This is a genomic window from Nocardioides sp. Z30_9 (assembly GCF_058215735.1).
The window spans coordinates 411,473-437,668 of sequence record NZ_JBZAJF010000001.1 but is presented as its reverse complement, the minus strand read 5'-3'; the positions used below and the strand labels follow the sequence as shown (position 1 = coordinate 437,668).

Below are 26,196 nucleotides of genomic sequence, written 5' to 3'. Positions count from 1 at the left end.
TGCGGCTCAGCCGCCCGCTGCTCAGGTGCCGGTGAAGTTGGGCGCCCGCTTCTCGCCGAAGGCCCGCGGGCCCTCCTTGGCGTCGTTGGAGGCGAACACCGCCGCCCCGACCCGGGCGTCGTCCTTCCAGCAGTCGTCCTCGTGCTTGCCCTCGGAGCTGCGGATCGTCTTGAGCACCGCCTGCACGGCCAGGGGGCCGTTGGCCGCGATCAGGTCGGCGATCTCGTGGGCCTTGGCCAGCGCCTGCCCGTCGGGGACGACGTGGCCGATCAGCCCGATCTCCTTCGCCTCGGGAGCCTTGATGTGCCGTCCGGTGAGCAGCAGCTCGGCCGCCACGGTGTAGGGCAGCTGGCGGGGGAGCCGGACCGCGGACCCGCCCAGCGGGTAGAGCCCCCACTTCGGCTCGGAGACCCCGAAGCGCGCCGACTCACCGGCGATGCGGATGTCGGTGGCCTGGAGGATCTCGGTGCCCCCGGCGATCGCCGGGCCCTCGACCGCGGCGATCAGGGGCTTCTCCACCCGGTAGCCCTTGAGCAGCGACTTGATCACCGACGGATCGAACTCCCCGGACTCGAACTTGTCCGAGGGGGAGCTCGACGACATCGCCTTCAGGTCGGCCCCGGCGCAGAAGTAGCCACCCGCCCCGGTGAGGATCACCACCCGCACCTCGGGGTCGTTGTTGGCCCGCTCCCAGGCCTGCTCCATGATCGCGAGCATCTCCCCGGAGAGGGCGTTGCGGGCCTTCGGCCGGTTCATCGTCACCACCAGCGTGTGCCCCTCGAGCTCGACCAGGGCGTGCGGCTGGTCGTCGCCGGCCGGGGGTTCCGGGGTCTGTGCGGACGTCTGTTCGGGGGCCGTTTCGGTCATGCGGACGATGCTAGTCAGAAACGAGAACGTGTTCTAGTCTTCCGCCATGGCCCTCAACATCGCTGACCTGTTCGAGCACGCCGTGGACGCCGCACCCGACAATCCGGCGCTCAAGGTGGGGGATCGAGTGATCACCTACGGGGAGCTGGAGGTCGAGTCCAACAAGCTCGCCCACTACCTCGCCTCGCAGGGCGTGGGCGCCGGCGACCACGTCGGGATCTACGCCAAGAACAGCATCGAGCACGTCGTGGCCGTCCTCGCGATCGTCAAGGTCCGTGCGGTGAACATCAACGTGAACTACCGCTACGTCGAGGGCGAGCTCGACTACCTCTTCGACAACGCCGAGGTCGTCGCGCTGATCCACGACCGCAGCTATGCGCCGCTGGTGGCCACCTGCGCGCCCAAGCACGAGAAGCTGAACACCTTCGTGGCGCTCACCGACCTGCTCGACCCGGACAACGACTCCGACGTGAGCTCCTACGGCGGCGTGCTCTACGAGGAGGCACTGGCGGGGCAGAGCGCCGAGCGCGACTTCGAGGAGCGCTCCGCCGACGACCTGCACATCATCTACACCGGCGGCACCACCGGGTTCCCCAAGGGCGTGATGTGGCGCCACGAGGACTTCTGGCGGGTGCTGGGCGGCGGCATCGACTTCTACACCGGCACCCCGCTGACCGAGTACGACCAGTCCAAGCAGGCCACCGACCCCCGGATGGTCACCTTCCCGCTCAGCCCGCTGATGCACGGCGGCGCCCAGGCGGGCCTGCTGATGCACCTGTTCGCCGGCCACCTCACGATCCTCGAGCCGAAGTTCGACGCCCAGCGCACGTGGGAGATCATCGACCGCGAGGGCGTCCAGCTGATGTTCATGACCGGCGACGCGATGGCCCGTCCGCTGATCGAGGAGTACGAGCGCAAGGCCGAGACCGACGCGCCGTACGACGGGTCCAGCCTGTTCGCGATCGCCAGCAGCGCCGCCATCTTCAGCGCCTCGGTCAAGGAGCGCTGGATGGCACGGTTCCCCAACGCCGTGTTCACCGACTCGGTCGGCGCCTCCGAGACCGGCTTCCAGGGGATGGGCCTGCAGGACAAGGACCAGCTCAGCACCGACGGTCCCGTGGTCGGGCTCGGCCCGCACTCCGTGGTCATCGACGACGACAACCACGTCCTCGACCTCGCCACCAACATCGGCGCGATCGGCCGCCTCGGCCGCGGCGGGTCGGTGCCGATCGGCTACTACAAGGACCCGGAGAAGTCGGCCAAGACCTTCCTGGAGATCGACGGCGAGCGCTACTCGGTGCCCGGCGACTTCGCGCGGATCGAGCCCGAGGGCAAGGTGACCCTGCTCGGTCGCGGCTCCAACTGCATCAACACCGGCGGGGAGAAGGTCTACCCCGAGGAGGTCGAGATGGCGATCAAGGCCCACCCGGCCGTCTACGACGTGCTCGTCGTGGGAGTGCCCGACGAGAAGTTCGGCCAGTCGGTCACCGCGGTGATCCAGCCGCGCGAGGGGATGGAGGTCGACCTCGACGACATCCGGAACTTCCTGCGTTCATCGCTGTCGGGCTACAAGCTCCCGCGTGCCCTGACCCTGGTCGAGGAGATCCCGCGCAACGCCACCGGCAAGGCGCAGTACCCCAAGGCCAAGGAGCTCGCGCTCGCCTCGTTCGCGGCCAAGGTCGCCACCTCGCCCGTGGAGGCCTGAGGGATGCGCACAGAGCTGTGCGAGCGGTTCGGCATCGACTACCCGATCTTCGCGTTCACCCCCTCCGAGCACGTCGCCGCCGCGGTCTCGCGCGCGGGCGGTCTCGGCGTCCTCGGCGCGGTGCGGTTCAACGACCCCGAGGAGCTTGACCGGACCCTGGACTGGCTCGACGAGAACACCGACGGCAAGCCGTACGGCGTCGACGTCGTGATGCCGATGAAGATCCCCACCGAGGGCAAGTCGGTCGACCTGAAGGCGATGATCCCCGAGGAGCACGTGAGCTTCGTGGAGCGCACGCTGCAACAGCTCGGCGTACCCCCGCTGCCGGAGGGTGACGGGCGCGAGGGCGTGCTCGGCTGGCTGCACTCGATGGCCCGCTCCCACGTCGACATCGCGCTCAAGCACCGCCCGGTGCTGATCGCGAACGCACTCGGCTCGCCGCCCGTCGACGTGATCGAGCAGGCGCACGCCAAGGGCGTGGCCGTCGCAGCGCTGGCCGGCGCCGCCAAGCACGCGCTGTCGCACCTCAAGAACGGCGTCGACATCATCGTCGCGCAGGGCTACGAGGCCGGCGGACACACCGGCGAGGTGGCCAGCATGGTGCTCACCCCGGACATCGTGGACGCGGTCGGCCCCGACGTACCCGTGCTCGGCGCCGGTGGCATCGGCACCGGTCGCCAGATCGCTGCCTCGCTCGCGCTGGGCGCCCAGGGCGTGTGGACCGGCTCGATGTGGCTGACCACCGAGGAGTACGCGAACCTGAACACCAACAAGGGCATGACCGAGGCGTTCCTGCGCGCGACGAGCTCCGACACCGTCCGCACGCGCGTCTACACCGGCAAGCCCGCGCGGCTGCTGAAGACCAAGTGGACCGAGGCCTGGGAGCAGGAGGGCGCACCGAGCCCGCTGCCGATGCCGCTGCAGAACCTGCTCGTCTCCGACGCCCACAGCCGGATGAACGAGCACGGCGACCCCGACGTCGTCTCGATGCCGGTGGGCCAGATCGTCGGCCGGATGAACGAGGTGCGCCCGGTCGCCGAGGTGATGGCCGGTCTCGTGCGCGAGTACGACGAGGCCGTCGAGCGCCTGGAGAAGATCCGGGGCTAGCCGCCCTTCAGCTCCATCGGCCCGTTGACTCTGACGGGGCGCGCTCCTAGGTTCGACCATGGCCATCTTCACGCGGGGCTTCGGCGGCCGCCGCGACCCCGCCGCTGTCACGCTGCCCCCTGGGCAGCACCTCACCGACGGTTTCCCGGTGCTCAGCGCCGGTCCCACGCAGTACGTCGACACCGAGGACTGGTCCCTCGCGGTCACCACCGAGACCGGCGAAACGCAGACCTTCTCGTGGGACGCCCTGCACGGGCTGCCCCAGGAGGACGTGGAGGTGGACCTCCACTGCGTCACCCGCTGGTCCAAGCTCGCGACCCGCTGGCGCGGTGTCCCGGTCGAGGCGTTCCTCGATGAGCTCGAGAGCACGGCGGACTACGTGATGGCCCACTCCTACGGGGGATACACGACCAACCTGCCGCTGGAGGACCTCCCCGACGGCAAGGCCTGGGTGGTCCACGAGTACGACGGCGGCCCGATCCCGGCTGAGCACGGCGGCCCGGTCCGGCTGCTCGTGCCGCACCTGTACCTGTGGAAGTCGGCCAAGTGGCTCAGTGGCCTCACGATGATGACCGGGGACGAGCCCGGGTTCTGGGAGAGCTTCGGCTACCACAACTACGGCGATCCCTGGCGCGAGGAGCGCTACGCCGGTGACTGAGACACCCGTGACTGGGGCACCCGCGCGCACGCGCGGAAAGCTCGGCGGGCCTCGCCCGCGGTGGTTCCCGGCAGAGCTGGTCGGTCTGCGCTCGGAGACCGCGACAGCGCGGACGCTGACCTTCGCGGTGCCCGGGTGGCCGGGACACCTCGCGGGCCAGCACGTCGACGTGCGGCTCACCGCGGCCGACGGGTACTCCGCGCAGCGGGGCTACTCGATCGCGGCACCCACCGATGGCGAGCGGGTGGCGATCACCGTCCAGGAGGTGGCGGGCGGTGAGGTCTCGCCGTACCTCGTGGAGGGGATGGAGCTCGGTGACCAGCTCGAGATGCGCGGGCCGATCGGTGGCTGGTTCGTGTGGTCGCCCAGCGCCGATGCCCCGGTGGAGCAGCCGGTGCTGCTGGTCGGCGGCGGCTCGGGGGTGGCGCCGCTGATGGCGATGATCCGCGAGCGGGCCCGGCTGGGCAGTCGGGCACCCTTCCGTCTCGTCTACTCGGTGCGTGACCCCGGGCAGGTGCTGTACGCCGAGGAGCTCGCCCGGCGAGCCGTCGACGACGGGCTGGTGGTCGACCTCGTCCACACCCGCCGGGCGCCCGAGGGCAGCAGCCGGCCGCCGGGCAGGCTGACCACCGCCGACCTGGTCACTCCCGCGGGGGCAGGGTGGCCCGCCGTACCGCCACCCCGGGCCTACGTCTGCGGCCCCACCGGGTTCGTGGAGGACGTCATCCGCCGGCTCCTGGAGCTCGGCTACGGCAACAGCAGCATCCGTGCAGAACGCTTCGGACCCACAGGAGCCTGAGATGACCGACGAACCTGGCCCCGACCCCGCCCAGCACTGGGCGCTCGACCCCCCACTCGAGCGGGCGCTCGACGGCAACGCCGCCGCTGGACCGTTCGCGGACGTCTTCGGCCTCGACGTCAGCTCGGCGATGGTGACGTGCGGCGGGTGCGAGTGGTCGGGCGTCTTCGCCGAGCAGCGCGCGTTCCTGGGTGGTCCGGGCACGGTGCTGCGCTGTCCGGACTGCGACCAGGTGATGGCGCGGGTCGTGCAGACGCCGACCGCGGTGTGGCTCGACCTGAGTGGCTCGTCGTCGTGGCGGTTCGGGCTGGGGTGAGGCCTATCCCCGCGCCGGCTCGGAGGATCCGGAGTGCTCGGCGAGCCAGTCGAGCATGGTCGGGATCATCTCCTTGTGCGCGCGACGTCCCACGATCAGTCCGGCGTGGCCCGCGTTCAGCTCCAGCCGGTCGAGCTCGGCGCCGGGGAGCTCGAGCGGGGCGCTGGAGGCGGCCGGCACCAGCTTGTCCCTGGCCCCGGTGACCGCGAGGACGGGCACCGTGATGTCGGCGAGGTCGACCACCCGGTTGCCCAGCGGCACCTTCCCGTCGATGAGCGAGTCCTGGTCGACGAAGAGGTCGACGATCTGGCGGAACGCCGCGCCCGGGAAGGGGACGTGCCCGCTCGACCACCGCACCAGCGCCTGGTGCGCCTCGAGCCGGTCGGGGTGCCCCAGGCTGTTCCAAAGGCTCAGATAGGTGGTGATCTCCCCGGCGGGCTCGACGAGGTGGAAGGAGTCCTTGATCCGGTCCGCGGGCACGTTGCCCGTCCAGTCCACCAGGTCCTCGGGTCTGAGCTGGCCTGACCGCAGCATGCTGGTCAGCGGCCCGAGCTCACCCATGTCCACCGGCGTCGCCAGCAGCACGATGTTGCGCACCGGCATCGCCTTGTGGCCCGCGACGCTGAGCAGGGTGAGCACGGCGCCGAGGCAGTAGCCGAAGAGGTTGACCTCCTCGGCACCGGACTCGTCGAGCACGGCCCGCACCGCGCGGGGGATGTACTCGTCGCAGTAGGTCTCCAGCGTGTTCTGCGACTCCACCGCGTCGGGCACGCCCCAGTCGAGCAGGTAGACGTCGTGCCCGGCCTCGAGGAAGCGGCGTACCAGGCTGTTGTCCTCCTGGAGGTCGAAGACCTTCGCGGTGGTGACCAGGCTCATCACGAACAGGATCGGCGTGCCCAGGGTCTCGGCCGGCTCCACGGCGGGCAGGTAGCGGTACAGCCGGACCTTGTCGCGCGACCACACCTGCAGCCGGGGCGAGGGGCTCTCGGCCGGCAGGTTGCGGCCGGTCGCGTTCCGGACGGCGTTGCGGGCCCGCACCCCGGTGTGTCGTACGAACTCGACAGCGCTGCCGGCGCCGCCTCCGAGGTCACGGCTCATGAGAACGGCTCCTTGAGGGTTCCGTCGCGCTGCTGGTCCTCGATCCGTTTGCGCACCTCGCGGAGCTCGCGCTCCAACGACGCGATCTGGACCAGCATCCGGTTCACGTCGCTGCCGGCCGGCAGGTTGAGCAGGTGCAGCAGCCGACGTGAGGGACCCTCGGTCGTGCGGACCACGAGCCCGCGGACGGCCTGCAGGAGGCCGAGGCCGGCCGCGACCTCCTGGCGGTCCACGGCGCTGCGCAGGACCGGTGTTGCGCGGGATTGGGCGGCCAGCACCGCTCGTTGCCACAGTGGGGGCTCAGCCATTGCGGACTCCTCGAGTCGGCACCTCGGTCGTTGCGCCGTCCACGGTCCCGGTGAGGTCGAGGATCAGGCTCCGCAGCAGCACCGGTGCGTCGTACATCGGCACGTGGCCCGCGCCGGGAAGGCTGACCTGCTCCACGTCGGGCAGCCGGCGCAGCAGCGGACGGCCGTGCCGCGCGTAGGGGATGATCCGGTCTCGGCGTCCCCAGACCACGCGGATGGGGCAGCCGGCCCCGCTGAGCTGGGCGATCTGGCCGTCCCGGCGGCCGGCCCGGAGCAGGGCGGGCAGCACGGTGCACTCGCGCGCATCGGCCATCATCTCCGCGGCCGCCCTCGCCGTCATCCGGTCGCCGCGCTCGAGGAGCTGGTGGAACGCCAGCCGCCGACCCATGGGGGAGTGCAGTATCGGGGCCATCGCCGCGGCCGTGAGCGGCATCGCCGAGACCCGGCCCGCCACGCCGAGGGTGAACTGCATCCGGAGGAGGTCCAGCGGGTTGCGCCACGCCCCGGCCGGTGAGACGGCGGTGACCGTGCGGGCGCGTCCGCGCCGGGCGAGCTCGAGCGCCAGCCAGCCACCCAGGGAGTTCCCCACGACGTGCGTGGTCTCGATGCCGGCGTCGTCGAGCTGCGACTCCACGGCGTCGGCGAGCCGCTCGACGCTGACGACCGAGGGGGCCGGAGGTCCGCCGCGGTGACCGGCGAGGGTGAGCGCCAGCACGTCGTGGCGCGCCTGGAGTCCGGTGAGCAGGGGAGCCCACGCCCGCCACGACATGCCCAGCCCGTGGAGCAGCAGCAGCGGGGTGCCCCGGCCGCCGCGATGGTGGCCGGGGTCAGAGCGCACTGAGCCCTCCGTCGACCACCAGGCTGGTGCCCGTCATGTACGCCGAGGCGCGGGAGGCCAGGAAGATGAGCGCAGAGTCCAGCTCGGCCTGCTCACCGAAGCGACCCATCATGCTCTCGGTCCTCACCATCTCCTGGAGAACGTCCTCTCCCTGCGTCATTTCGCTCTCGAAGTACCCCGGGCACAGCGCATTCACACGAATTCCCTTGCGCGCCGACCACTCCTGCGCGAGGTCACGGGTGAGGCCGAGGACCCCGGCCTTGCTCGCGGCGTACGCCGCCTGCGGGAACCGTGGCGCCACCAGGCCCAGCACGCTGGCGATGTTGACGATCGCGGAGCCCGGCGGCATCAGCGGCGCACAGGCCTGTGCCATCCAGAAGGTGCCGGAGAGGTTCACGTCGATCACCTGCCGGAAGGCCTCCGGCGTCTCCCGGGACGCCGGGGTGGCGGTGCCGACACCCGCGTTGTTGACCAGCACGTCCACCCGGCCGAACTGCTCCTCGGCTGCTCGGGCAACGCCGGCGCAGTCCTCCGGGGAGCTCACGTCCGCGGCGACCGTGACCACCTTGGCGCCGGCCTCCTGCAGCGAGGGCGCGAGCTCCTCGAGCTTGTTCAGCCGGCGTGCGGCGAGCACGAGGTCGGCGCCGGCAGCAGCCAGGGCCCGGGCGAAGCCCACCCCGAGACCGGAGCTGGCACCGGTCACGACGACCACCTGGTCGTCGAGCCTGAAAGCAGAGAGTGGATCCATCGGACGACTCCTCGTGGCCGTTGACCGAGCGGACGCTCTCAACGAGGATCGAACGCGGTGGGCGTGCTGTCAACGGCACCCATCGGCTCGAGACCGGGCGACGAGCAGAGAGAGGCATCGACATGTCCCACCTCAACTCCCACCTCACCCGGGCCCCACGCTCCTCCCGCAGGTCGCACTGGAACAACCACCTCGAGCGCCATGCGCACGCGCGACCGGACCTGCCCGCGTTCCGGTTCCGGGGCGAGAGCACCACCTGGCGCGAGCTGCGCGACCGGGTGGAACGGCTGGCCGGTGTGCTGGCCGAGCGCGGGGTCGGTGACGGTGACCGGGTGGCGCTGGTGATGGGCAACCGTCCCGAGTTCATGGAGATCGTGCTCGCCGCCAACCGGCTGGGGGCGATCGGCGTACCCGTGAACTTCCGGCTCTCGGGGGGAGAGGTCTCCTACATCCTCGACGACTCCGGGGCGGAGCTGCTGTTCGCCGACGAGATCGCTGAGCGCTCCGCCCGGGACGCGGCCGAGCTCAGCTCGCGAGACATCGCGGTGGTCGCGGTGGGTGCGACGCCCTGGGAGGGGGCGGAGAGCTACGACGACCTCCTGCGCGACGGTCCCGCCGGCGAGTCACAGCTCGGGCCGATCGACGTACCCGAGGACTCGCCGGCGCTGATCATGTACACCTCCGGCACCACCGGGCGGCCCAAGGGCGCGGTGCTGTCCCACCAGAACCTGCTCTCGCAGAGCGTGGTGCTGATCCGGGCCTACGAGCTGTGCTCCGAGACCGAGGTGAACCTCGTCGCCTCGCCGATGTTCCACATCGGCGCGATCGGCTCGCTCGCCCCGATGATGCTGATCGGCGGAACGATGGTGGTGCTGCCGTCAGTGGCCTTCGACGCCGAGCACGTGCTGGACCTCCTCGAGTCCGAGCAGGTGACCAGCTCCTTCCTGGTCCCCACCCAGTGGCAGGCGCTGTGCGCCGCGCCCGGTGTCGACAAGCGGGACCTGTCGCACCTGCGGACGACCTCCTGGGGAGCAGCCCCGGCCACCGACAAGCTGCTGCGCCAGATGGGGGAGGCCTTCCCCGACGCTCTGAACGTAGCGGTGTTCGGGCAGACCGAGATGTCCCCGATCACCTGCGTGCTGGAGGGCAAGGACGCGCTGCGCAAGCTCGGCTCGGTCGGCAAGCCCGTCTCCACGGTCGCCATCCGGATCGTCGACGACGAGATGAACGACGTGAGCCCCGGCGACGTCGGCGAGATCGTCTACCAGGGCACCGGGCTGATGGAGGGTTACTGGAACAACGACGAGGCGACCGCGGCGGCGTTCGCGGGCGGGTGGTTCCACTCCGGCGACCTGGTGCGGATGGACGAGGAAGGCTTCCTCTACGTCGTCGACCGGTCCAAGGACATGATCATCTCCGGCGGCGAAAATATATATTGCGCCGAGGTGGAGAACGTCCTCGCCGACCATCCCGACATCCGCGAGGTGACCGTGATCGGCCGCGAGCACGAGAAGTGGGGCGAGACCCCGGTCGCCGTGGTCATCGCCACCGGCCCGGACACCGGCCTCGACATCGAGTCCCTGCGGGAGTGGGCCGGCAGCCGGCTGGCCCGCTACAAGCTGCCCACGGCCCTGGAGCTGGTCGAGGAGCTGCCCCGCAACGCGGCCGGCAAGATCTTGAAGCCGGTGCTGCGCGAGCAGTTGGGCTGAGCTCGGCGCTCCTCGCTCAGTCGCCGTCGGGTCGACGACCCTTCTGTCGTGGCTCGAGCGAATCCATGATGGCGCGGACCGCGGGAGCCAACAGGAGCGTGACCAGCACAGCGGCGCCGATGCAGGCGAACAGGAGGGGCCACCAGAAGTAGTCGGCTGACCAGAAGTACGACGCCACCGTCCCGATCATGCAGAGAGCGACGACGCCGTATCCGAACCAGGCGAGTGCATCCTTCACGTCGAGGAAGGTACGGCAGAAGTCGAGTCGTGATGCGTACTATTGCACACCAGCCTGGGGTGGGCCGCCCTGGCGGTCCGCCCACTCCTCGGGTTCGTCCCCGCGAGCCCTCCCGATCCCGGTTCGGTCAGTCGTCCGGGTCCTGACTCATGTCACCGAGCTGCGGCTCGCCCTCGGCGAGGCCGTAGCGCAGCAGCACCGCACCGACCGGGCTGGCGACCGGCGGCTCGAGGAGAGCGAGGTTCGTGGGGACGGCACCGTCGGCGAAGACCTTCTTACCGACCCCGAGCACGATCGGGTAGACCCACAGGTTGAGCCGGTCGAAGAGCCGTTCCCGCAGCAGCGTCTGCACCAGGTCCACGCTGCCGATCACGTGCACGTCCTGGTGCCGGTCCCGCACCTCCTGTACAGCGCTGGCCAGGTCGGGCCCGAGGAGCTCGGAGCCGGCCCAGCCGAGGTCAGGGGTGCCTCGGGGGGCGACGTACTTCGGCACGCTGTTGAGCTGCTCGGCGATGCCGCCGTCCTCGCCGCCCTCCTGGTGCGGCCAGTAGCCTGCGAAGATGTCGTAGGTCCGGCGACCGAGCAGCAGCGCGTCCATCTCCGCCAGTCCGGCGGCGACCTCGTGCCCAACGACGTCGTCGAACAGCGGCGCCTGCCAGCCCCCGAAGGGGAAGCCCCCCTCAGGGTCTTCTTCGGGACCGCCGGGCGCCTGCGCCACGAGGTCGAGGGTGGTGAACAGGTCGATGTGGATCTGGCCCATGGGGGTCGCATCCTGATGGCTGTGGTCTCTCGCCGTTATGACTGCGCCCACGGGCGAGAATCGTCGTTGCGGCGGAGGATTTCTCGGCTGCCCGGGGCCTGGGTCAGAGCAGGTGGGGCAGTGGCCAGGTCTGGCCGGTCGAGCTGTCGATGAGCGCGGCCCGGTCGAAGCGGACGGTCAGTGGCAGGACGTCGGAGACCATCCTCGTGACGGTCGTCAGCTGTGTGCGTCGGGCCCGCGTCGCCACCGAGACGTGTGGCACCCACTCGCCCAACTCGTAGTGCCGGTGCAGCTCAGCGCCGCTCGCCTCCAACGCCATGACGGTGGCGACCTGTCGCTGTGCGATGTCCGGCGTGATCGACGGCGCCAGTGCAGCCCGGCCGCGAGGGAACGCCAGGGTGCCGTGCACCGACACGGACACGGGGCCGGGGTCCGGGAGCGACCCGACCTCCTCCTGCACTCGGGCCAGGTCCCAGCGGCGCAGGACGGCGTAGGACAGGTGGGGATGGTGGTTGCGGTGCGTGTGGCTGGCCAGCGTGGCGATCCCGGCCTCCTCGACGCGCGACCACAGCTCCCGCACCCGGCGTTCTGACCGAGCGTCGAAGAGCAGGCAGACAGCGAGTGCCACTCACCCAGCATCCCCGGTGCCCGGTTCGGTGGCCACGGCCCGAGTGCTGACGATCACCACCCACGGGGCCGTACGACGAACACCACCTCGTCCGGCTCGGCGGCGTCGTTGGCCATCACCCGCACCTCGACGTAGCCCGCCTCGACACCCATGGCGTCGTGCTCGTTGTGGAAGACGTCACGCACCGAGACCAGCCACGCAATCGCGCGCCGGCCCATCCGGGCTCAGTGCCAGTTCCGGATCACGATCCGGCGGCTCACCAACCAGGTGACATCGGGCTCGGCCAGGCTGAACCGCAGCGCCGCGTCGACGGCCTCGTCCTCGGTCGGGCAGTCGGCCCGGGACTCGGACCCCGCCTGCGGGTGCGCGCCGTAGGGGAGGTGCCCCACCACGCCCCACGACCCCCGCCAGGTCGGCGCGACACTTCGGGGCGAGGAATGCACCAGCTCGCCGCCGGCGACGAGCGCGACCCGCTCCCGGATCTGCACGACTCGATAGCCCATCGGCACCCGGTGGAGGAACTCGTCACTTCCCGCGAAGCCGCGCTGGTCACCCGCGGGCCAGCCACGGCCCCACATGCCGGATCCGTCGCTGAGCAGCCACAACGGCTCGGGCGCCGCTCGATCGAAGGGGTCGACGCCGTCGGCCGGCCACTCGAACGAGATCCAGGGGGTCGCAGCTGTCACGGGGGACATCCTGCCGGGTGTCCCCGCACACGTTCCGCGCGGCAGCTCGAAGCCTCGGCCGGCCCGGATCGGGAGGTGGGGCGAGCTGAGCGATGTGCCGGGAAAGCGGCCACTCGTGCGTGCGAATTCCGATGGTTGCCGCTCGGCGTACCGGCTGGCAGGGTCGCTCCATGGGGATCGAGGTACGCCCGGCCACCGACTTTGAGGACGTGGCGACGATGCTCGGCCCCAAGCGCCCAGACGCCAACGTCTGCTGGTGCTTGAGCTACCGGTTGACCTCGTCCAAGGCCAACCGGGAGCTGGTAGGACCTGAACGCGGCGAGTACGTGCGTTCCCTGGTCGAAGAAGTACCGCCTCCCGGTGTCCTCGCGTACGACGGGAAGGAGGTCGTCGGCTGGGCCGCAGTGCACCCTCGAGCCGACACCAGCTTCGCCCGCAACCGCAAGATCCCTCACTTCGACGACCTCGACGTCTGGTCGGTGTGGTGCATCCGCGTGCGCCCCGGGCATCGCGGCACAGGCATCTCGCACCACCTGCTCTCCGGTGCCGTCGAGTTCGCTCGAAGCCTGGGCGCTCCCGCCATCGAGGGCTACCCGGTCGACAACAAAGGATCGAAGGTCGACCTGACGATGGCGTACGTCGGCACCGCGAGCCTGTTCCGACGGGCCGGGTTCCGGCAAGCGGTCGAGACCGACTCGGTCCTCAACGGGTTCCCTCGTGTCCTCATGCGGCTCGACCTGCAGTAGGGCGTGGGGCTGAGGCCACTGCGCGGGGCGTGTCACGGCGCCGACAGGCGGTGTTAAGACGCACTGCAAGACTGCGTCGAACTGGGAAGCCACAGGGTGAAGATGTCCTCATGACAATGAGGGCTTCAGTCACCTTCCACCCAAAGCATCCAGTGGGTTGCGTGCGAGTCGAACTCGACGGCGAGACTGTCCGTTTCCTCAAGAGGGACTTCTACGACCTGGTCTGTAAGACCGAAAGCGAGTTCACCGACGCCATGCAGTTGCCCGTGCGGAAGAGGAAGCGCACAGCACCGATGGTCGGTGTGTAGTGCGACTTCGTGGGCACGAGGCTCTCCAGGTCCTTCACACGTACCTCTCCTGCCGAGCCTCGGAATAGGTCGGGTCGGTCGCGTCCTGCACGCGGCGGTAAGGCGCACCCCTGAGAGCGCGCTCGCCGGGGCAGATCCGTGCGCTCTGCTCGACGTTTGACGCCAGGTTCTTAAGCCAAGCTGGGCGTCTCCTAGCCCGAAGGCCAACTGCGGCCTGCTCACAGACTGCACCCGCATTGCTCCGAGGAGCCCTAGTGACGTGGCGGCAAATGGACCAACGGGCATGAGCCCTGATCGTGCTCGGCACGCGCACATCGTGGCGGGTCTCGCCGACAACGGACAGCCACTCTGCTGGTGACGGGCGCGTCGAGGGACAGGCCAGTGATGTCAGGGGCGACGTCACGGTGCAGGTGTGACTCGTTGCGCCAGTTCTTGCGTGCTTCTCGATTGAAAGCCGGCTCGCCCGAGCGGCGCACGCTGAAACGTGGGATCGGTGGCAAACTGACGACCCGGCCACGCAGGATGCAAGAGCGAGGGGGCGAACGCGGTGAAGTGTCGGTTTGGGCCCGACGGCGTCCACTTCTTCGACCGATCCAGCGGCCTGAACGTTCTGCTCGACGAGGTGGCGGTGCCCGAAGCGCGGTGGTCTCCTGCCCCCCGTCAGGTGTCTATCGCCGTGACCAACGCCTGCGACCTGGCGTGCGCGTACTGCTACGCACCCAAGCACCACGCCCGGCTCAGCCCGGACCGTCTCCGCGCATGGATCACCGAGCTCGATGCGGCCGGCACCCTCGGTGTCGGATTCGGCGGCGGGGAACCCACCCTGTATCGACACTTGGTCGAGGTGTGCACCTACGCTGCCGAACAGACGCGCTTGGCGGTCACGATGACCACCCACGGTCACAGGTGGGACGCCGAACTGATCGAGCGGCTTCGCGGCTCCGTCCACTTCGTCCGGATCAGCGTCGACGGCGTCGAAGCGACGTACCAGCGGCTACGACGGCGGAGTTACGACGCCTTGCGTGACCGGCTCGACCTGATCAGTGAGGCTTTCCCGATCGGCTTGAACTGTGTCGTGAACGAAGACACCGTCGGTCAGCTCAATAAGGTCGCGGACCTCGCGTCCGCCCACGGTGCATCCGAGCTGCTGCTCCTGCCCGAGCAGCCCACCGGCGCTCGGCCAGGCGCTGCGCCGCAGGTGGTGTCGGCGCTGCGGACGTGGGTGCTCGCCTACGCGGGACCGGTGCCGTTGGCCATCTCGGCAGGTGGGGCGTCGGGATTGCCGATTGCCGTCGCGCTTCCGAAGGAAGAAGGTCTGCGGTCGTACGCCCACATTGACGCCACCGGGTTGGCACGCACGACCTCGTACTCAACCATCGGTGAGCCAGTCACCGAGGACGGCGTCCTGGCGGCACTTGACCGACTCGCAGCAATGGACGCGGCATGAAGGTCTGGGACGGCTACGGGACCGAACACTCGATGAATCTGGTGATGATCGGCCAGTTCAAGGACGAGAGGTCAGCGCGGGCCGCAAAACATGTCCTGGATCAGTTGAAAGACGGGGCGAAGGCTGAGGAGATGGCCGGCCGGCTTGTCGTCGGGGAGTCCTTGGCGGAGTTTAGTGACGAACTGTTCAAGATCCTGCGTGAGGTGAATCTTTACAGCCTCACCTACGCCGATTTCGAGCAGTTCTTGTACGACGACACGAAGGTGAGCCTCTCGGGCGACCAGATCGTGGTCGAGACCGACGAGGTTGAGGTCATCGCGTTCGTCAAGGTGCTCCTGGACAAGGGCGCAAAGCTGGAGATGTACTCCGGTCACGACTTCAAGGACACCGGCTACGGGCGGGCGACGTGACCACGATGAGCCGCAGCCGTGACATCGCTTTTCCGACGCTAGAGAGGCCCCACGTCGGGGTGTGAGGCCGATGACGGAACTGAACTGGGAACGCTTTGAGGAACTTCCGGGCGACTCCACAACGAACTTCGAGCTGTTGTGGCGGGGAGCGATCAAGCACAACTACGGCCGCTATGGACGGTTTCGTGCGCGCGCCCAACAGCCGGGTGTGGAGTTCCATCTAGAGCTGGAGCAAGAGTGCGATCTCGGCGAGCCTGGGCGCTGGTACGGGTGGCAGACCAAGTGGTGGAAGATCGCGTCCGGCACTCAGATCGGCGTCAATCGGCGGACGGATGTCGAAGACTCGCTGAAGACGACGAAGAAGTACCTGCCGACTTTGACGGACTGGGTGTTATGCACGCGAAGGCCCCTAACCCCGACCGACCAACAGTGGTACGACGACCTGGCCCCCGGGTTCCGGCTCCACAACGCAGTCGCCGAGGAACTTTCTGTTCTGCTCACCGGGGATGCAGCGCTCCTGCGGGAGACGTTCTTCGGCGACCTCATCCTCACTCCGCATCGCCTGGAGGAACTGCAGGGAGGCTCAGTCGAGGAGGTGAGCGAGCGCTGGTTCCCGGAGGTACACCAGACCACCGAGGCCGAAGAGGCGCTTCGGCGCATGCTCGCCGAGCCGGACGCCTGGACTCATCTGGCGGCCATCGGGTCCGAGATCGAGACGTTGACCGCCATCATCGATCGGGAGGTGGCCGCGAGCCCGCTTCCTGACCCGATGCAAGCAGAGCTCGACGAACTGCTGACTACGGCGGCGACAATCCGCGACCTCCTCGCACAGGCTCACGAGCGGCTCAGCCCGAATGGGGATGGCAGCTGGTTGGAGATCGACGAGGTCGAGGTCCCGGCGTCACCGCCACACACACCTCCGGTGCTACGTCGGCTCAGGGCTATGAACCATCCCGCTTCGCTCGCGTGTACCAATCTGGTCGCGCATGCCCGCCGCGCCGGCGACCTCGCGAAGGACGTCTTCGACGAGCTGCAGGTTCGACTTGCCGTCGTGACTGGCGACGCCGGCTACGGAAAGACCCAGCTCGCTGCGAAGTTGACGACCGACGCGTCCTCTCGGCCCGCAGGTGTCCTTCTGCACGGGCGCCTGCTGAGTGCCCGCGACACCCTCGATCGTTTCGCCTCCCAGGTCTCATTGGCGGGCAAGCCAGTGGAAACGTTCGAGGCGCTCCTTGCGGCAGTCGACGCCGCCGGATCCAGGGGGCGATGCAGGATCCCGATCGTTATCGACGGCCTCAACGAAGCCGAGTCGCCGGCGGATTGGAAACCGCTCCTGAGCAGGCTGCACGCGCTACTGAAGAAGTACTCCTCGGTGCTGGTCGTGTGCACGATCCGGGGCGAGTTCGTGCCGAGCTCCATCCCCTCATCGGTCGGCAACTTCGTCGAACTGGAGGGGTTCTATGAAACCCTGGACGAAGTCGCGGCGAAGTACTTCGAGTACTTCCAGATCGACCCTCGTGGGGCCGACCTTCCGCGTGAACTACTGCGACGGCCGTTGGCCCTCAGGATCTACTGCTCGGTCGCCAACCCCGATCGGAGGGACTGGGTCGCGCTGGCGGACCTTCCGCGCTCCCTGAACGAGATGTTCGACGCGTATCTGCTTCACGTAGCCGAGCGGATCGAACAGCTTAACCATCAGCTCAGCCGCGAGGACGTGCTCGATGCGCTCGACCAGTTCGGGATGGAGATGTGGGAGACCACTGCTCGCGACGTTGGGAAGGGCCGTGCACGCGAGTTGTTCGGCGATGCGGAACGGCGCTGGAGCGACAGCATCCTGATTGCGCTCGAACAGGAGGGTGTGCTGATCCGGCAGGCGCCGCTGAACGATGCCCCGCAGTCTCGCGGAGTGCGACGTGCTTCCGGCGATGATTCGAGGGTCGCGGTCGCCTACGACCTTCTCGCAGGACACATTGTGGCGTCGGCTGTGGTGAGATCTGGGGGACAGACGTTCGTCGACTCCCTAGACACGCCAAAGCTCACCGCACGATTGGCCGGTGGCAGCGAGGAGCGGCATCCGCTCGCGACCGACATTCTCGACGGCCTGGCCTACGTCCTGCCCGAGTCGGGCCGGGGGCACCTTTGGCAGGCGCTCGACCCGTCGGTCGCGGCTGGGGCGTTGCTGCGCGCCACGGCGCTCCGGGCGGCGGTCGTCGACACCGAAACCGTTGACGCGCTTGTAAGGAATCTGCCGTCCCTGGCCCGTAGCCGGGCGCTCTGGACGCGCCTTCAGTCAGTCCGCGCTGCGGAGTCGCACCCGTTGAACGCGGTGTTCCTCGACTCGATCCTGGCCCCGATGGCCGTCGGAGACCGGGACCTGCTGTGGACCGAGTGGCTCAGGACCGATCAAGGCGCGGCTCTCTCGGACGTGCGCGCGCTCCGGGCCCACTGGCAGAGCGACGCCCGGCGCACTGCGGGAGATGCCTTACGGGCCCGGTGGCTCATGTGGGTGCTGACCAGCGCCGTCCGCGACCTGCGCGACGCGGCTACGGCGGCGCTGTACTGGTACGGCCGTCACGACGCTGCCGGATTGTTCGCGCTGGCACTCGACGCACTGGCCATCAACGATCCGTACGTCGGCGAGCGGATGGTCGCTTCTGCTTACGGAGCTGTCACAGCTCACCAGCAGTATGACGCCGGATTCGAGGAGATCCTGGCGTCCTACCTCGACGGCCTGCTGCGGATTGTCTCGGGGCCGGAGCCGTCCGCACCGACCTACCACCGCCTGATCCGTTACTACATCGCCGGCACGTTCGAATTCGCCCGCCAGCATTACCCACGTGCGGTGCCGGGCGACGCGGTGAACGGCATTGTCTTCGCGGACGCCACACTCCCCGAGCCGTTGCCTGGAGGTGACCCGCGACGGGCGGAGGTGGACCACACCATCCAGATGGACTTCGGCAACTACACCATCGGCCGGCTCTTCGACGACCGCAGGAACTACGACAACAAGCACCGAGGACACGCGGACGCAACCGCACAGGTGCTCGGCGTGGTCTATGACCTGGGATGGCGCGAGGAACTCTTCGCCGATGTCGACTCCTCCGTCGGACGTCGCGGCCTGGACCGGAATCCAGGACGCGTCGAGCGATACGGAAAGAAGTACGGATGGATCGGGTTCTACTTGGTCTCCGGTCGGCTCGTTGCGCAGGGAAGTTGGATCCCGTGGCTCGAAGTCGACATCGATCCCACGTTCCCTCAACCGTCACCACAGGTACCCGTCACGGTCCCGACCTGGGCGGCGAAGGCGCCCGAGGACGACCGGGACTGGTTGCTGGACGGCCCTGTGGACATCCCGGATGACCTCTTGTATCGCGATGTCCTGGACGGCGACGCGGGGCCGTGGGTTCTGGTGCACGCTGAGCTGAATGACACGGACGACGTGACTGGGCGCAGGACCTTCGGACTCTTCAACACTGTCGCGGTCGAACGCGACGACCTTGACCGAGCGCTCGGTTGGTGGAGCTCAGTCGGGCATCCGGGGCGGGACATCATCGATCTGCCGACCGCCTACTACGTGTTCGCGGGCGAGGTCCCGTGGCACCCCCGGATGGTTACGTCGGGCGATGACTTGGCGGGAACCAGGAGATCATCGGCTGCGGCCGCTCTCGGGGATGGTGAAGAGAATTCCAGTTGGGCTGAGCATTCCAGTGGTGGGGATCCGGTGGTCGATCCGCACGATGTCGAAGACCCGTATTTCAATGAAATTCGCATCTACACCGACGTCGAGGACGACGGGGACGAGGATGGTTCGGCCCTTGACGCTTTAATCGCGGAGTACGGCGGGGCCTTTCCCGGCACCAATCGCAAGTGGCCTACCCATGAGAGCATCCCGTTCGAGTCCTTGGCGCACACCTTTGCTTGGGAAGGTCACCACAGCGCGGAGAACCAGGAGTTCGCCTATCTGCCTAGCCGCCGCCTGTCGCTACACAGCCAACTGCGCGCTGTTGGTGCGAGCTTCGATCAGGTCGACCAGGCAGGGCGACCGGCGGCGAAGGCCTACGCGGCTCCCCAGGGGCGGGAGGGACACCTGCTCTACATCCGCGAGGACTGTGTCCAGACGTACGCCCAGGGACGAGCGATCGTCTTGTTCGGTTGGGGTGAGCGGGAGATTCATCTTGCCCGGCCGGACAGCATCTCCGATCGACTTCGAGACGTGTACCACTCGGACCGCAACATCTGGCGTATCCACCGTGTGTTCGCCAACGGGGGCTCGTCGTCGGCAGTGTCCGCGGCCCCGGACCCGCCGGATTCACCAGCGAAGGCGGACTCCTGACAACGGCCAAGATCCTCGCGGCCCGAGCGGTGCGTTGAGAAGGTCGGCGGAGAGCTTTGCGTAGTCCTCCAGGTGTAGACAGACCCGGGGGTCGCGGAGAACGAGAGCTGACCGCACGGGGGATCCCCGACTAGTTCCTGGATGACGACATCGCCGAGAGGAACCGCCAACTTGAGACACGTAGCAGGACCGGTCTACTCGCCCGACGCACTGGCCCAGAGGTCTTGCTGCCAGACCACCTTGGGACGGATGACTTGGACGCCCTCGACGGTCTGGCCAATGGGTTGACCGCCGTCGTAGGTCATGAAGAAGTCGCTCCTGACCGCGACGGCAGCGGCGAGGTGGACGGCGTCCGCCGTGCTGATTTTCTTTGTCGCGACGGCGTTCTTGTTTCTCCACTCAGCAAAGAGGCGTACCGCCTCGCGTGCGAGGTGACGGTCGACTTCGATCCAGGTCGTTGAGCGAGCCGTGAACCATCCGATAAGCAGTTCTTGGACATGCTTCTTGTCTTTGGCCTTGGATGAGGCGTTGCATCCGGTCTCGGCCTCGGTGAGCGAGGACGCCGCCAACTGGATGTCGCCGTTGGCGACGGCGTCGAAGACCTCCTTGGCCACTACATGTCGCGGCCGCCCGTCCTCGGGGTGCAACTCGTTGTTGAGGGTGAGCAAGTCCACATAGATGTCGGTGTCGAGATACACCAGAGGGGGCTCGACCCTCTTCTTGCTTTTAGGCACGGCGACGCTCCTGGTTGAGGAACTCGGTCACCGATAGCCCACCGGTCATGTCGGGCAGTGCGCCGTACAGTTCGCGTACAGGACCACGACCCGAGTCGTCGTCGGGAAGGACCTCGATGCCGCCCACCGTCATGCGGATCGGCTGGCCGTAAGCGTTTCGGGTGATCCTGCCTCGCAGCGTGACCCGGTGATTCCAGGCCTTTCGGATGTCGTCGGCCATGCCAAGTCCTGCCGAGCAGGTCACGGCGCGGTGTCGGACCGGGTCGTAGATAGTGGCTCGCACACCGCTGCGGACCTTCTTGATCGCGTCAAGGCTGCCTGTGATGGAGCCGATGGATACCTCGGCCTGCCGCACTGCAGACCGAGCGTTCGCGACGACTTCCTGGCTTAGCGGCACGTGCTCGCCCACACGGCCGTTGACCACTGCCAGGGAAACCTCGTGGATTCCGTCGCGTGGCATTGCGACACTGATGAGGCGATGCACCGTCGTCTCGGAGTAGAACTCTGGCAACTCCGGTGCCTGCTGAAGTGCACGCACACCATTGACAAGTGCAGTCACGGGCATCATCAGGCTTGCACGATCGCGTGGGCTGGCGGCCGCGGTGAGCCGGACCTTAAACTCTCGTCTCTGGTGCGTGAGGTCGTTGACGACCCAGTTCGGTCGCGGCACGCGATCGACTATCGCGACGCGGTCGATCTCATCCAGCGCCTTCGCGAGTCGCGTCAACGTGGAGGTGAAGCGACCGACATCTGGCTCGCGATCACCCTGGGTGATTCGAACCTCTATCGCCGAGACCGCTGTCATGAGACGCACGGTAGCGCCGAGTGGGCTACCCGTCACCCGATTCGCTGCGTTACCGTCATCGGCGAGTTCGAGGACCTGTGGGGTGGATTCCCGCCGAGCGCATTGGCGGAGCGTGCGCCGCCGGTTCGTCAGGACATCACAACGCTCGTCATGCACAGGCCGCGCCTCTTGCCAAGGGCCCTTGGCGGTGAGTTCACGAATTGGCGGCGTGGAGCCTGTCCAATTCCAAGACTGAGCGGTGCAGCGCGTGAAGATGAGGTCGCGTCATTCTGGGTGCTGTGACGCGCCATCGCGCGGCGACGTCTTGGGAGGTTGCGTTTGGGTCCGGAATGCTCCCTCACAAATCCCCAGGCGGCGTGAGCGCCTGAATCAGGCGCGCCAGGGACGTGGGGTCGGACGCCGCGTGCGCCGGGACGATCTGGCCGACCGAGACGCCCAGGCAGTCGGGGTCTCGCCACAGGTGTGCCAGGGCCAGTCCGAGCTGCGCGAGGGTGGGGCCGCTGTTGCGCCCGTTGGTGTCCTCCGCGATCGGGGCGTCCAGGAAGTCCAGGACGTCGACGTCGACATGGACGAGAAACGCGCCCGCGGGCAGTGCCTGCCTCGCCTTTTCCGCTGCGCTTTCCGGGGCCGCGACCAGCTCGTCCTGGGGTACGACGGACAGGTCGAGCTCCGTGGCCTGGGTGCGCTCCCAGTCCGTGGTGGCGCCCAGGTCCACTCCGAGATAGCTCAGCTGGTCCGGCCGCAGCAGGGGCGACCGATGCCCTACCTCGACGAGCTCCCTGGCCGTTCCCTCGAGGTTCAAGGCGTGCGCCATGCCCATCCAGCTCAGTGATCCCTGCGAGGTCGAGGCGGGGGTGTTCAGGTCGAGGTGGCGGTCGATGTAGATCAGGCCGGGTTCGATTCGCGCCCGCTCGGCGGCGGCGCACACGCCCAGCGCGACGGTGCAGCTGCCGCCGATCACCAACAGGCGCTCGCCCGGCGCGATCAGGGCGGCGGCCCGCTCGGCGAGCTCGCGGAGCGCGTCCACCTCCTCGTCGAGGTTCTGGGCCAGCGGACGATCGCGGTCCGGGCGCCAGCGGCGCTCCCGCAGGTCGCCTGCATCGGTGACCGTGTGCCCGGCGGCCTCGAGCGCGTCGAGCAGTCCGGCTGCGCGCAGAGCCGCGGGCGCCTGCTCGGTGCCGAGGCAGTAGGCGCCTGCGCTGCTGGGATAGCCGAGGACGGTGAGCGTGGCCACGTCCCACACCTACATCCGTGTCCCGGAACGCAGCAAGGGGGTTCCCCGGACCGGTGTGGGGCCTGGCGTCTCGGACTCCGATCGCACGGTGGCTGCCGGCGGGCTAGGCGAAGTCCGACTCGGCGTACCGGTTCAGGGCCTTGACCCAGAGGCGGGCGATCAACCGCCTCACCGGCGGAGTGTGGAACAACGCCAGCGCGACCTTGTCGCGGGTGCGGGTGACGCCGGTGTGCGTCCACTCGACGTACACGTGGCTGCCACCGCCGTCCGCGGCGACGGCTCGGACCGATCCCGTGCCGGACCCACCCCAGCTGCTGTCCTCGACCGTCATCCGGAGCACGTCGGGATCGGACCAGTCGTAGCGGGAGACGACCCAGAACGGCGATCCGGCGGTGCTCTCCCTCGCCACCGCCCAGGTGTCTCCGAGTGCGCGCACCTCGTAGGCCTTCGGGTCGAGGGTGCGGCTCCAGATCTGGGTACGACGTTCGGTGAAGTCGGTCAGGGCCCCCAGGACCTGCTCGGGCGACGCGAGGGTGTCCACCTCGAAGCGCATCGGGCTCACGCACCGACGAGCTGGACACCGTGGCGGCTGGTCACCGACATGATCTCCGCCATCGAGTCCTCGACCGGCCGGTCAGCCGGGACCGAGCTGGAGAAGTCGGCGAAGAACCGACCGGCCCCGTCGCCGGAGGTGATCGCCACGAACCGCGCGGACTCGCTGACGACCTCGAAGGTGCTCGGTGTCCCGGCCGGGAAGACGATCACGCCGCCCGGCTCGACGTCGTAGGTCGTGCCGTCGACGAGCGCGTTGACCCTGCCCTCCAGCAGGAACAGCACGCCGGTCCACGGCGACACGTGCGGGGGCGCCATCGGCGCGGCCGGCGCGACCACCTCGAAGACCTCGAAGGCCCCGGCGGCGTCCTGGACGGTGGCCTTCGCGATGTGGTCGCCGTCGATCATCGGGTAGTGCCGGCCCTCTCCGGGCCGGATGTGGGTGGTGCTCATGGTTCCTCCTCGGGTCGGGAGATTCAGCATCCGCCGGGGGAGGGGCAGGGGGGCGAGTAGTGCGCTACTCGACTCCGAGGACGTCGGCCAGCGCGGTGCGCTCGGAGACGCCCAGCTTGAGGCCTGCGCGGTACAGGTGCCCCTCGACGGTGCGCACCGACACGCTCAGCCGCTCGGCGATGGACTTGTTCGTCAGCCCCCGGGCGGCCAGCGAGGCGATCTCGCGCTCGCGCGCGGTCAGCGGCAGCGGCCGGGCTGCGATCGCCAGGGCCGGGGTGTGGGCGCCGGACCGGTCGGCCAGCTTCGCGGCGCGGGCCGCGGCGGTGAGCGCCGAACCCTGGCGGCCCTCGCGGCGGCGTACGTCGGCCGCCTGCGCCGCCGCGTCGCCGGCGGCGAGGAGGTCGCCGAGCCGGGCCCAGTCATCGGCCGCGTCGAGTAGCGCCTGCCCGTCCTGGTCGGCCCACGCCCGGGCATGGGCGCAGGCCGCCGCGGCGCGAGGGCTCAGCCCGGCGAGCGCCGCGAGGTGGGGCCACGCCTCGGGGTCGCCGAGCTGGACGGCGCTCTGCCAGGCGAGCACCTCGTAGCCAGGGGCGCCGGTCTCGTGGGCGAGACCGGCCGCGGCCACGGCGTGGCCGAGCGCCTCGGTCGTGGCGCCTTCCGCGGCCGCTCCCCACGCCCGCGCCAGCAGGTCGTCGGGGGCGTAGATCCGGTACGCCGGGTGCTGCCCCGCGGCCAGGTCGGCCAGCAGGGGAGCGGCCGGCGCAGCCTGGCCTGCCTGCGCCAGGGCCGTGACCAGCAGTGTGCGGCAGCGGAACCGGAACTCGTGGCGCGAGTCCGCCAGCCCGGCCCACGCCTCCCGCAGCGGGACCAGGGCGTCGCGGACCCGGCCACCGGCAAGGGCGGCATGCCCGGTGACGACCAGCCCCATCAACCTGGCCGGGCCCGGGAGGTCGTCCGAGGCGGCCTGCATCCTGCGGGCCTGGTCGCTGGCTCGGTCGGGCGTCCCGGCGAGGCGGTGCCCGAGCACCTGGTAGTCCGCGAGCCCGAACCCGGGAATCACCGTCGGCACGCGGTCCGCGGTGAGACCGCCCACGGCCGAGGCCTCGTCGAGGAGTCCGGCGTCCCCGGCGACCGCGGCTCCCGCGGACACCCCGGAGGCGACCAGGATGCGGGCCAGGTCGTCGGGCAGCTCCTCGCGCAGCAGCGCCCGACCGTGACCGAGGGCGGTCGAGAGGTCGCCGACCGCGGCAGCCAGGGCGATGGACATCGCGGCGACGTGCAGCGGGGCCACGCCGGTGGCCTCGGCTGCGGCCAGCGCCCGGCGCGCTTCGTCGGGACGGGCCATCGTGAAGAGCAGGTTGCCGGTGCGGTGCAGCTGTGCCAGCGCGCGGGTCCCGGGGTCCGGCGCGCGGGTGGCGATCTCGGTGAGCAGCGCCTCGGCCTCGTCGCCGCGGCTGAGCCAGGACAGCGCTGCGGCGTGCACCAGCCGGGCGGCAGGGTCACCGGTGGCGGCAGCCGCGCGGGCCAGCCGCTCGGCCAGGGGCAGGTCGTACACCGCAGTTGCCGCCTGGGCGGCCTGCAGGAACAGCGTGGGGTCCGGTGGCAGGTCGGAGTCGAGGGTGAGCACGGCGCGGGGGATCGGGTCCGGTGCTGCGTCCAGGGTCAGCGCGACCCGGCCCCGCAGGCGGCGCGCGCGCAGGGTGCCCATCGCGGCGCGGCGGACCTCGCCGTACAGCGGGTGCGCCAGCCGGGCGACATGCCCGTCGATGCGCACCAGCCCTCGGCTCTCGGCCTCCTCCAGGTCCGTGGGTGAGGTGAGCGCGGACAGCGCCGGCACCGCCACCGGCTCGGCCAGCGCGACCACGTCGACGACGTCGTGCACCCCCGCCGGAAGGCTGCCGATCTCGCGGGCAAGGAGGTCGGCCAGCTCCGGGGAGATCGCCGGCTCGCTGGTCCATCGCCAGATCCCGGACGCCGCGGTGAACCGGCCAGCCGACACCTCCCCGGCCAGCAGGTGCCGCAGGAACAGCGGGCTGCCCTGGGTCAGGGTCCACAACCGGTGCGCGGAGGCCGAGTCGACCGGGCCGCCGAGCACCCGGGCGACCAGGCCGGTGGTCTCGGCGACGTCCAGCGGCGCCAAGTCCAGGCGCGGGAGGTGGTCGTCCTTCCACACCGAGGTCACCGTGTCGGGGGCCGGCTCCCCGCTGCGGAGCGTGACCACGACCGGTGCGACGCGGCGTTGCACCGCGCGGTGCAGCACGATCGCGGAGTGCTCGTCGAGCAGGTGCGCGTCGTCGACGGCCAGCACCAGCGGCTGCTGCCGGGCGAGCTGGTCCAGCGCCCGGGCGACGGTCTGGACGACGGTCTGGGCGGCGTCCCCGGAGGGTACGTCGAGGAGACCGGCGAAGGCGCCGAGCGGGAACGGCCGGGCGGCCGTGCTGCCGTGCGCCCAGACCACCGTCGCGCCGCGCCCCCGGGGGACAGCCAGCGCCTCGCGGACGAGCCGGGTCTTGCCCACCCCGGCCGGGCCAGCCACCACGATGCCCGCCGCGTCGGGCCGGATCGCCGACACGACCCTGCGCAGCTCCTCGTCCCGGCCGGTCAGCGGCCACGACCGCTCCATCGGCTCAGGTTAGCCAGCGTGGGATGGACGGCGCACCCACGCCGACCAGGCGTTGCTTCCCTGACGCGCGCCGTCGGGCCGGCTCC

Annotated in this window: 27 protein-coding genes; 11 read left to right on the top strand and 16 right to left on the bottom strand. The window is 69.4% G+C overall.

The genetic code is table 11. The features are described 5' to 3' along the window. Positions 1–21 precede the first annotated feature (21 nt). On the bottom strand, positions 22–867 hold the full coding sequence (locus tag AC4BGB_RS02210; protein WP_490544333.1) for a crotonase/enoyl-CoA hydratase family protein: 846 nt from the start codon (positions 865–867) through the stop codon (positions 22–24). Positions 868–913: 46 nt separating this feature from the next. Here AC4BGB_RS02210 and AC4BGB_RS02205 point away from each other — a divergent pair, with 46 nt between their 5' ends. Genes AC4BGB_RS02205 through AC4BGB_RS02185 form a run of 5 tightly spaced genes read left to right on the top strand, consistent with a single transcriptional unit; the run spans position 914 to position 5,452 of the window. Further along, positions 914–2,572 (top strand): acyl-CoA synthetase, encoded by a 1,659-nt coding sequence (locus tag AC4BGB_RS02205; protein ID WP_490544332.1) that lies wholly within the window; start codon positions 914–916, stop codon positions 2,570–2,572. Between the two features lie 3 nt (positions 2,573–2,575). Beyond that, the gene (locus AC4BGB_RS02200; RefSeq protein ID WP_490544331.1) at positions 2,576–3,679 is read left to right on the top strand and encodes an NAD(P)H-dependent flavin oxidoreductase; all 1,104 of its coding nucleotides are present in this window, start codon (positions 2,576–2,578) and stop codon (positions 3,677–3,679) included. Positions 3,680–3,737: 58 nt separating this feature from the next. After that, on the top strand, positions 3,738–4,337 hold the full coding sequence (locus tag AC4BGB_RS02195; protein ID WP_490544330.1) for a molybdopterin-dependent oxidoreductase: 600 nt from the start codon (positions 3,738–3,740) through the stop codon (positions 4,335–4,337). Beyond that, a complete protein-coding gene (locus AC4BGB_RS02190; RefSeq protein WP_490544329.1) occupies positions 4,330–5,136 on the top strand; it encodes a ferredoxin reductase in 807 nt (268 codons plus the stop codon). The genes AC4BGB_RS02195 and AC4BGB_RS02190 overlap by 8 nt, the downstream gene beginning before the upstream one ends. Before the next feature lies 1 nt (position 5,137). Beyond that, positions 5,138–5,452: a DUF6510 family protein gene (locus tag AC4BGB_RS02185; RefSeq protein WP_490544328.1), complete on the top strand. Its 315-nt coding sequence runs from the start codon at positions 5,138–5,140 to the stop codon at positions 5,450–5,452. A 3-nt stretch (positions 5,453–5,455) separates the two neighbouring features. On the opposite strand, the gene AC4BGB_RS02180 is transcribed toward AC4BGB_RS02185, so the two are convergent. Genes AC4BGB_RS02180 through AC4BGB_RS02165 form a run of 4 tightly spaced genes read right to left on the bottom strand, consistent with a single transcriptional unit; the run spans position 5,456 to position 8,444 of the window. Beyond that, positions 5,456–6,550, bottom strand: a complete 1,095-nt coding sequence (locus AC4BGB_RS02180) for an alpha/beta fold hydrolase (protein ID WP_490544327.1) — start codon at positions 6,548–6,550, stop codon at positions 5,456–5,458. Next, positions 6,547–6,858 carry a hypothetical protein gene (locus AC4BGB_RS02175; RefSeq protein WP_490544326.1) on the bottom strand — a complete coding sequence of 104 codons (312 nt, stop codon included), beginning with the start codon at positions 6,856–6,858 and terminating at the stop codon, positions 6,547–6,549. Before AC4BGB_RS02175 ends, AC4BGB_RS02180 begins: the two co-directional genes overlap by 4 nt. Next, positions 6,851–7,696, bottom strand: a complete 846-nt coding sequence (locus AC4BGB_RS02170) for an alpha/beta fold hydrolase (protein ID WP_490544325.1) — start codon at positions 7,694–7,696, stop codon at positions 6,851–6,853. The genes AC4BGB_RS02175 and AC4BGB_RS02170 overlap by 8 nt, the downstream gene beginning before the upstream one ends. Then, complete coding sequence (locus AC4BGB_RS02165; protein ID WP_490544324.1) at positions 7,686–8,444, bottom strand: SDR family NAD(P)-dependent oxidoreductase; 759 nt, start codon at positions 8,442–8,444, stop codon at positions 7,686–7,688. Before AC4BGB_RS02165 ends, AC4BGB_RS02170 begins: the two co-directional genes overlap by 11 nt. A 122-nt stretch (positions 8,445–8,566) precedes the next feature. Here AC4BGB_RS02165 and AC4BGB_RS02160 point away from each other — a divergent pair, with 122 nt between their 5' ends. Continuing rightward, positions 8,567–10,153: a long-chain-fatty-acid--CoA ligase gene (locus AC4BGB_RS02160; protein WP_490544323.1), complete on the top strand. Its 1,587-nt coding sequence runs from the start codon at positions 8,567–8,569 to the stop codon at positions 10,151–10,153. 16 nt (positions 10,154–10,169) lie between these two features. Here the strand turns inward: AC4BGB_RS02160 and AC4BGB_RS02155 are convergent, their stop codons facing one another. The 5 genes from AC4BGB_RS02155 to AC4BGB_RS02135 all read right to left on the bottom strand — a co-directional run bounded on the left by AC4BGB_RS02155 (position 10,170) and on the right by AC4BGB_RS02135 (position 12,465). Beyond that, a complete protein-coding gene (locus tag AC4BGB_RS02155; protein WP_490544322.1) occupies positions 10,170–10,391 on the bottom strand; it encodes a hypothetical protein in 222 nt (73 codons plus the stop codon). 127 nt (positions 10,392–10,518) lie between these two features. Continuing rightward, complete coding sequence (locus AC4BGB_RS02150; RefSeq protein WP_490544321.1) at positions 10,519–11,151, bottom strand: dihydrofolate reductase family protein; 633 nt, start codon at positions 11,149–11,151, stop codon at positions 10,519–10,521. 103 nt (positions 11,152–11,254) lie between these two features. Then, entirely contained in the window at positions 11,255–11,779 is a 525-nt protein-coding gene (locus tag AC4BGB_RS02145; RefSeq protein WP_490544320.1) for a 2'-5' RNA ligase family protein, read from the bottom strand. A 53-nt stretch (positions 11,780–11,832) separates the two neighbouring features. Next, a complete protein-coding gene (locus AC4BGB_RS02140) occupies positions 11,833–11,997 on the bottom strand; it encodes a hypothetical protein (RefSeq protein WP_490544319.1) in 165 nt (54 codons plus the stop codon). Between the two features lie 6 nt (positions 11,998–12,003). After that, entirely contained in the window at positions 12,004–12,465 is a 462-nt protein-coding gene (locus AC4BGB_RS02135; protein WP_490544318.1) for a hypothetical protein, read from the bottom strand. Between the two features lie 170 nt (positions 12,466–12,635). Here AC4BGB_RS02135 and AC4BGB_RS02130 point away from each other — a divergent pair, with 170 nt between their 5' ends. The 5 genes from AC4BGB_RS02130 to AC4BGB_RS02110 all read left to right on the top strand — a co-directional run bounded on the left by AC4BGB_RS02130 (position 12,636) and on the right by AC4BGB_RS02110 (position 19,709). Next, on the top strand, positions 12,636–13,211 hold the full coding sequence (locus AC4BGB_RS02130) for a GNAT family N-acetyltransferase (RefSeq protein WP_490544317.1): 576 nt from the start codon (positions 12,636–12,638) through the stop codon (positions 13,209–13,211). Positions 13,212–13,372: 161 nt separating this feature from the next. Further along, complete coding sequence (locus AC4BGB_RS02125) at positions 13,373–13,519, top strand: hypothetical protein (RefSeq protein ID WP_490544316.1); 147 nt, start codon at positions 13,373–13,375, stop codon at positions 13,517–13,519. A gap of 676 nt (positions 13,520–14,195) precedes the next feature. Continuing rightward, positions 14,196–14,966: a radical SAM protein gene (locus AC4BGB_RS02120; RefSeq protein ID WP_490544315.1), complete on the top strand. Its 771-nt coding sequence runs from the start codon at positions 14,196–14,198 to the stop codon at positions 14,964–14,966. After that, entirely contained in the window at positions 14,963–15,376 is a 414-nt protein-coding gene (locus AC4BGB_RS02115; protein ID WP_490544314.1) for a DUF6375 family protein, read from the top strand. Before AC4BGB_RS02120 ends, AC4BGB_RS02115 begins: the two co-directional genes overlap by 4 nt. Before the next feature lie 70 nt (positions 15,377–15,446). Continuing rightward, positions 15,447–19,709 carry an NACHT domain-containing protein gene (locus AC4BGB_RS02110; RefSeq protein WP_490544313.1) on the top strand — a complete coding sequence of 1,421 codons (4,263 nt, stop codon included), beginning with the start codon at positions 15,447–15,449 and terminating at the stop codon, positions 19,707–19,709. 194 nt (positions 19,710–19,903) lie between these two features. Here AC4BGB_RS02110 and AC4BGB_RS02105 read toward each other — a convergent pair whose 3' ends face one another. From AC4BGB_RS02105 to AC4BGB_RS02080, 6 genes are all read right to left on the bottom strand, one after another. Beyond that, positions 19,904–20,443, bottom strand: coding sequence for a PIN domain-containing protein (locus tag AC4BGB_RS02105; protein WP_490544312.1), 540 nt, complete (start codon positions 20,441–20,443; stop codon positions 19,904–19,906). After that, complete coding sequence (locus tag AC4BGB_RS02100; RefSeq protein ID WP_490544311.1) at positions 20,436–21,248, bottom strand: hypothetical protein; 813 nt, start codon at positions 21,246–21,248, stop codon at positions 20,436–20,438. The genes AC4BGB_RS02105 and AC4BGB_RS02100 overlap by 8 nt, the downstream gene beginning before the upstream one ends. A gap of 337 nt (positions 21,249–21,585) precedes the next feature. Beyond that, positions 21,586–22,482 (bottom strand): arginase family protein, encoded by an 897-nt coding sequence (locus AC4BGB_RS02095; protein WP_490544310.1) that lies wholly within the window; start codon positions 22,480–22,482, stop codon positions 21,586–21,588. 103 nt (positions 22,483–22,585) lie between these two features. After that, the gene (locus AC4BGB_RS02090) at positions 22,586–23,044 is read right to left on the bottom strand and encodes a hypothetical protein (protein WP_490544309.1); all 459 of its coding nucleotides are present in this window, start codon (positions 23,042–23,044) and stop codon (positions 22,586–22,588) included. Then, complete coding sequence (locus AC4BGB_RS02085) at positions 23,041–23,487, bottom strand: cupin domain-containing protein (protein WP_490544308.1); 447 nt, start codon at positions 23,485–23,487, stop codon at positions 23,041–23,043. The genes AC4BGB_RS02090 and AC4BGB_RS02085 overlap by 4 nt, the downstream gene beginning before the upstream one ends. A 64-nt stretch (positions 23,488–23,551) precedes the next feature. Then, complete coding sequence (locus AC4BGB_RS02080; protein WP_490544307.1) at positions 23,552–26,110, bottom strand: helix-turn-helix transcriptional regulator; 2,559 nt, start codon at positions 26,108–26,110, stop codon at positions 23,552–23,554. Positions 26,111–26,196 lie beyond the last annotated feature (86 nt).

Coding starts and splice junctions, on each gene's coding strand:
- AC4BGB_RS02210 (WP_490544333.1), bottom strand. CDS start 867: ATGACCGAAACGGCCCCCGAACAGACGTCCGCACAGACCCCGGAACCC.
- AC4BGB_RS02205 (WP_490544332.1), top strand. CDS start 914: ATGGCCCTCAACATCGCTGACCTGTTCGAGCACGCCGTGGACGCCGCA.
- AC4BGB_RS02200 (WP_490544331.1), top strand. CDS start 2,576: ATGCGCACAGAGCTGTGCGAGCGGTTCGGCATCGACTACCCGATCTTC.
- AC4BGB_RS02195 (WP_490544330.1), top strand. CDS start 3,738: ATGGCCATCTTCACGCGGGGCTTCGGCGGCCGCCGCGACCCCGCCGCT.
- AC4BGB_RS02185 (WP_490544328.1), top strand. CDS start 5,138: ATGACCGACGAACCTGGCCCCGACCCCGCCCAGCACTGGGCGCTCGAC.
- AC4BGB_RS02180 (WP_490544327.1), bottom strand. CDS start 6,550: ATGAGCCGTGACCTCGGAGGCGGCGCCGGCAGCGCTGTCGAGTTCGTA.
- AC4BGB_RS02175 (WP_490544326.1), bottom strand. CDS start 6,858: ATGGCTGAGCCCCCACTGTGGCAACGAGCGGTGCTGGCCGCCCAATCC.
- AC4BGB_RS02165 (WP_490544324.1), bottom strand. CDS start 8,444: ATGGATCCACTCTCTGCTTTCAGGCTCGACGACCAGGTGGTCGTCGTG.
- AC4BGB_RS02160 (WP_490544323.1), top strand. CDS start 8,567: ATGTCCCACCTCAACTCCCACCTCACCCGGGCCCCACGCTCCTCCCGC.
- AC4BGB_RS02150 (WP_490544321.1), bottom strand. CDS start 11,151: ATGGGCCAGATCCACATCGACCTGTTCACCACCCTCGACCTCGTGGCG.
- AC4BGB_RS02140 (WP_490544319.1), bottom strand. CDS start 11,997: ATGGGCCGGCGCGCGATTGCGTGGCTGGTCTCGGTGCGTGACGTCTTC.
- AC4BGB_RS02130 (WP_490544317.1), top strand. CDS start 12,636: ATGGGGATCGAGGTACGCCCGGCCACCGACTTTGAGGACGTGGCGACG.
- AC4BGB_RS02115 (WP_490544314.1), top strand. CDS start 14,963: ATGAAGGTCTGGGACGGCTACGGGACCGAACACTCGATGAATCTGGTG.
- AC4BGB_RS02110 (WP_490544313.1), top strand. CDS start 15,447: ATGACGGAACTGAACTGGGAACGCTTTGAGGAACTTCCGGGCGACTCC.
- AC4BGB_RS02100 (WP_490544311.1), bottom strand. CDS start 21,248: ATGACAGCGGTCTCGGCGATAGAGGTTCGAATCACCCAGGGTGATCGC.
- AC4BGB_RS02085 (WP_490544308.1), bottom strand. CDS start 23,487: ATGAGCACCACCCACATCCGGCCCGGAGAGGGCCGGCACTACCCGATG.
- AC4BGB_RS02080 (WP_490544307.1), bottom strand. CDS start 26,110: ATGGAGCGGTCGTGGCCGCTGACCGGCCGGGACGAGGAGCTGCGCAGG.